This window comes from Geobacillus sp. LYN3 (genome assembly GCF_003064505.1).
Classification (GTDB): domain Bacteria; phylum Bacillota; class Bacilli; order Bacillales; family Anoxybacillaceae; genus Parageobacillus_B; species Parageobacillus_B toebii.
Window position 1 is genome coordinate 2,135,086 of the sequence record NZ_QCWL01000001.1, and the last position, 5,315, is coordinate 2,140,400.

Sequence of the window (5,315 nt, forward strand, 5' to 3'; positions counted from 1 at the left end):
AATTTTATTATTCAGCCACTTCATCCCGATGACTAAAGTCACGGGCTTTCGTAGCAGTTATTCTTGTAAAAATGTTTTCATAGATGCTGGAAAGAAAACCGCAACAATGATGCAAACATACCGTCTGATTGCGGCGTGTTTGTTTTCGCAATTTTAAATCCTCTATCTCTTTGGCATTTCAGAATATCTTCCTTATATTATATAAAAGAGTTATAGTAAAAATATAGCAATACACGAAACAAAAGAGGCGAGAACATTGACGTACATCCAAAAAGGCACCACCGAATACATAAAAGCAAGTTTGGCGCTATTTTTCGGGGGATTTGTCACCTTTGCGATTTTATACACGACGCAGCCGCTGTTGCCGATTTTCGCAAAAGAGTTTCATGTTTCTGCGGCGTCCGCCAGCTTAACGGTTTCCGCGTCTACCGGAACGTTGGCAGTAATGATGCTCATAGCGGCCAGTTTATCCGACCGCATCGGCAAAAAGAATATGATGATGATGTCCATGCTGCTGACATCGATGCTGGCAATGGCCATGGCGTTTAGCCCTAATTTTCTTTCCCTTGTCCTTGCACGCACGTTTCTTGGCATGACGGCCGCGGGCATCCCGTCACTGGCCATGGCTTACGTCGCTGAGGAATTTCATCCGGCTGGGATTGGAAAAGTGATGGGTCTCTATATTAGCGGAACGAGCATCGGCGGTATGGCTGGACGTATTGTAACAGGCGTGCTGACCGATTTGTTTTCGTGGCGGACGGCGCTATTTTCCATTGGAGCAATTTCTCTTCTATTAAGCATGATTTTTGCTTTCATTCTCCCGACGCCTCGACATTCAATAAAAAAACCGCTCAATGGCAAAACCGCACTGCAGGCGTATGCCGTTCATTTGCGCAATAAACCGCTAATGGCTCTCATTGCACTTGGCTTTTTATTTATGGGCGGATTTGTGACGCTGTATAACTATATCGGCTTTTTATTGAGCGAACCGCCATATTCGTTCAGCCAGTCCGTTCTCGGGTTCCTTTTTATCGTATACATATTTGGCAGTTTCAGTTCGGTTTATATGGGAAGAAAAGCCGATTTACACGGCCATGCGCTGGTGTTAAGCATTTCGGTGGCATTGACCGTGCTTGGTGCGGTCGTTACACTCGTTCCGTCTGTCATTGTCAACATCATCGGGCTTTCGTTATTTACCTTTGGCTTTTTCGGCTGCCATTCCATCGCGAGCGCCTGGATTGGCGAGCGTGCAAACGTGAATAAAGCGCAAGCCTCTTCTCTTTATCTCTTATTCTATTATTTAGGCTCCAGCCTCGCTGGCACAGCCGGCGGCTATTTTTGGACCCATTTTCATTGGCTTGGCGTCATCACATTTATCGTGGCTTTATTGCTATTAAGCTTTCCACTTATTGGCTATGCTCAAAAGCAGCTCGAGTAATTCCCACGATTACCACATAAGAGAGAGGAGACGCAATTTCCTTCTCTCTTTTCTTGATTAGGACTTTCCTAAAACGCGATGAAAATAGATTTTCAGATTAGCGGCTGTTTCGCATTTGGGATCGCAAGCGACGCAAGACACAATGTCAAAACCGCAGCGATTCCGTTCATCAGGAAAAACGTTTTCCAATTCGCTTGTGTGGATAGGCCTCCTACAATGATAATAGCGACACATAATACAATCACAGGAGATGCAGACGAACGCATCGAAATATATTGATTATAGTCGAAAAAATGAAAGAGAAATGGGACAGGGATCCATGACAGTGCCAAATATACCGTTTTATATGAAAGCTTTTTTTATAAAGCAGATACAGTGGATGCAGAATGAAGAACATTCCTGATGCAATACAAAGGTAGGAAAGCGGGCATGTCTTTAACGAGATGAGAAAAACATCGATGGGGTAAATATCGCTGCAATATTCCACATCTTTCGGAGTAAAAATAAACTTTTTCCGGAAAGCCGCCTGGGATTCATAGGCAATTTTGCTGGCAAGAAAGAATGAATACACATACGTCACTAAAAAGACAGGAAGGCTGAACCCCCAAATCCACCATCCGTACTTCAAAACCACCATTCCCTTTTATACCAAATTTCCCTTTTAGTGTAATTTTACACTATTTGCTCTTATAATATGAGGATTTTCCCTCGATTGTCAACATTTTTTGCAAAAAAAGAGAGAGGGCAGTCCTATTTTATTGTGTCTGTTTGTGCCAAGCTAATTCTCTTACAAATGCGTCATTCAACAATCGCTCTTGTCATCAATCATCATCAAGAAACCGCGCGCGGATGTCGGGAGTGGGCATCAGGCAATGATCGCGCTTTCCGAACCATTCATACCGATGCTTGGCGACAAAATCATATACATAATCGCGCAGCGGCTTTGGAACAAGCCAAAATATATAAAACAGTTTCCAAACGCCGGCAAGCCGCCGGCAAATGCGGAGAGCGGCACTTGATTTCATATAATAGCGGCCATCTTCGAGCAACACGAGACTGTCCACCTCGGGAACACCAAACTTTTCCCGCAGCGCCGCGCCTGTTTCACTTTGCAAAGAAGCAAAGCGAAATACGGCATGTGGGTCACGCACGATAATAAACTGCACGCTTGCATTGCACAGCGAGCAAATGTCATCAAACAATACAATCGGATTCATGTTTCTCCCCCATTTACTGGCTTTATGCAATCAGCGACATCGTTTTTCGGAGAATTAACGATCGTTGACACTTCGTACATTTTCATCTCTTCGGCAGGATACGGCTGCAATAGCGATTTGATATAATCAGTATCCTCTAACTTCGTGTCTAGCCATGCGTCATGCCACTCTTGCGGCAAAATCACGGGCATGCGATCATGAATCGTACCTACCAATTCGTTCGCTTTTGTTGTAATAATCGTACACGTATACAGCGTTTCGCCCTGTTTGTCCCATGTTTCCCACAAACCTGCAAACGCAAATGGCTGCTCGTTTTGCAATGTAAAGCGATATGGAATTTTTTTCTCTCCTTCTTTTTTCCATTCATAAAATCCGTCCGCTAAAATCAAACAGCGCCGCTGCTTGAGCGCACGGCGAAAGCTGGCTTTTTCATCGACGGTTTCCGCCCTGGCGTTGATCATCTTCCAGCCGATTTTCGGATCGTTCGCCCAAGACGGCACGAGCCCCCATTTCATCATCTTCCCAATTCGCACTCCATCCTCTTCCACAACGGTTAGCACCTGTTGGCTTGGGGCAATGTTAAAACGAGGAGCGATGTTTTCGCTATAGCCAAAACCAAAAAGCGATTGCAATTGCTCGATTCCAACTGTTAATGAAAATCGTCCACACATGAAAAATCTCCTCCTATCCTTAGACGGATAAAAAAGGAATTTCCTTCATATAAGTAGAATTATAATCTAAAAAAGGAGTTATATGCATGGAACTCGTTGCACTTGGGTACTTTGGTGTTGTGATGCTTTTGTTGCGAGGGGCAACATCGACGCAAAGACGATGGATTGGCGGCACGTTTGCTGTTTTGGTCGCTATATTTATTATCGGTTCGTTATGGATTCGCTATCAAACTGGCTTTTTCCACCTCAGCCGCTTGGAATGGCGAAACGCTGGTGGTTCAATTTCGTTAGGAAAATGGGCTGTTCCGTCATATCTCATGTTCGCCCTTTCTTTGCTTCTACTTATTTTGTTTCGCTTTATCCAGAAAACAATGACATCACCTTCTGAAGCGCGAGTATGGCTGTTTGTTTTCGCCTTCTTCTTTACGCTCATTTACATCGCCGCAGTTTACATCATGTTATTTTTTGTCGCTTTCTTCTTTTTCCCGTTTGCACCGTAGTGTTTTATGTTGATATGAAAGGGATTCAGTATAATGTTTACTTTTTTCAAAACGGCGGAATGGACACAAGCAATTCTTTCATTTAAAACAGTTCCTTATTTCATTTTAGCCTCTGTTGCTATAACGATTCTACAAAAGATATAAAAACCGGAGACATTTTTCGATGGCTGAAAAATGTCTCCAGTTCATCACCACCAAATCGTTATTTCCGCAGCTCTTCCTCTAAATTCTCGTTTAATAAAAAAACAATCACTCGCTCCCCGGTACGGGTGCTGATGTCGGTGTGCATGCTGATGACATCTTTTCCAGTAATTCGTGAAATCATTTCTTTTAGCTGCTCGCTGCCTGATTCAATTAAATCCGCGCGAACCCGTTTAATCGACAGCAACCCTTCCTTCGTGCTTGCTAAATTTTTTTCTGCCGGCGTTAAAATTCCTTTTAATTGAACGAGAATAATGTTGCGAATAATATCGGTCTTAACAGAAACGGACCCCCGTCCTAAATATTCTTTTTCCCATTGCGTAAGCGCGCGGCTAATTTGATCTTCCATTTCTCCTTTTGATACTGGCATGTCTTAGTTCCCCCTTTTCCATAAAAAAACGGCATGCCCACTATTTTTAGTGAAACATCCCGATCGGCTATAACCAAACTGCACTGTCATTCTAGCAATTTGGCTATCTATCAATGAACGGCATAATTTATTCACTATTATAATCATCCATATATTTTTCATGTCAAGAAAAAGTTTTATTGAACTTATTTTACTTACTGTTGAATCGTATATTGTGCACCGCTTGTTGGCCGGAGAAAAGCGCGAATCCCATTTGGATGATACGGCATCCGTTGTTCTGCTGTTTCGATGTCCACCCATTGAACGTCTATGATGTTTTCATCCTTACTTATTACCACAGGCGCATGAACAATCGTTCCACGAAACGTAGTGAACTACCCCCACTTAATTTCTAGCGAAAATTTGAAGTGGGGGCTTCCAAAGAAGTTTGACTGCTTCAAGCAATCCTTATTCTTTGAGGCGTGTCCACTTCGCCGCTAGAGCATAAGACACTCAGGTCTACAGCTTTACTTTTCTTTAAGATGTTTAATGCACCATTTACATCAGCATTAATTAGTTTGCCAGACTTTGTTCGATACAAGCCGCGCTTGTAACTATTCACCCCAGTGCTAGTGTATAAAAAAGCCCAGCACAAATAGGGCATTTCGGTCATAGAAAATNAAAGATACTCTAGTTTTTCTTTTATATTACCGAGAGGAATATTGACAAAGTTTTGATTTGTCTTTTTTCCTATATAAGTTGCAATTTTGTTTTACATGGCATTGTTCGCTCTTCTTGTTACCGTGCCAGCTTGTCAGGTGATAAAGACGGGACATGGAGATCGGAAATTCTTTATTACAACCTATATAGATTCATATTGCGCTGCAATGTTTCAGCATAGCCAATGACAAGTTTGCCAATTTGATTTTCAATACAGTA

General features: G+C 42.6%; 5 protein-coding genes and 1 pseudogene. 2 read left to right on the forward strand and 4 right to left on the reverse strand.

Features of this window, described 5'->3' with window-relative positions:
- Window positions 1-256: 256 nt before the first annotated feature.
- Window positions 257-1,438 carry an MFS transporter gene (locus tag DCC82_RS11090; RefSeq protein WP_108430358.1) on the forward strand — a complete coding sequence of 394 codons (1,182 nt, stop codon included), beginning with the start codon at window positions 257-259 and terminating at the stop codon, window positions 1,436-1,438.
- An 821-nt stretch (window positions 1,439-2,259) separates the two neighbouring features.
- On the opposite strand, the gene DCC82_RS11095 is transcribed toward DCC82_RS11090, so the two are convergent.
- Window positions 2,260-2,655 (reverse strand): thiol-disulfide oxidoreductase DCC family protein, encoded by a 396-nt coding sequence (locus DCC82_RS11095; RefSeq protein WP_015864123.1) that lies wholly within the window; start codon window positions 2,653-2,655, stop codon window positions 2,260-2,262.
- The gene (locus DCC82_RS11100) at window positions 2,652-3,326 is read right to left on the reverse strand and encodes an SOS response-associated peptidase (RefSeq protein ID WP_108430359.1); all 675 of its coding nucleotides are present in this window, start codon (window positions 3,324-3,326) and stop codon (window positions 2,652-2,654) included. The genes DCC82_RS11095 and DCC82_RS11100 overlap by 4 nt, the downstream gene beginning before the upstream one ends.
- A gap of 86 nt (window positions 3,327-3,412) precedes the next feature.
- On the opposite strand from DCC82_RS11100, the gene DCC82_RS11105 reads away from it, so the two are divergent.
- Window positions 3,413-3,826 (forward strand): hypothetical protein, encoded by a 414-nt coding sequence (locus DCC82_RS11105; RefSeq protein ID WP_062755256.1) that lies wholly within the window; start codon window positions 3,413-3,415, stop codon window positions 3,824-3,826.
- A gap of 202 nt (window positions 3,827-4,028) precedes the next feature.
- On the opposite strand, the gene DCC82_RS11110 is transcribed toward DCC82_RS11105, so the two are convergent.
- Together DCC82_RS11110 and DCC82_RS18885 are read right to left on the reverse strand one after the other, a co-directional pair.
- The gene (locus DCC82_RS11110) at window positions 4,029-4,397 is read right to left on the reverse strand and encodes a Na-translocating system protein MpsC family protein (RefSeq protein WP_097354613.1); all 369 of its coding nucleotides are present in this window, start codon (window positions 4,395-4,397) and stop codon (window positions 4,029-4,031) included.
- 436 nt (window positions 4,398-4,833) lie between these two features.
- Window positions 4,834-4,986 (reverse strand): annotated as a pseudogene (locus tag DCC82_RS18885) (transposase family protein); the annotation flags it as partial.
- Between the last annotated feature and the right edge of the window lie 329 nt (window positions 4,987-5,315).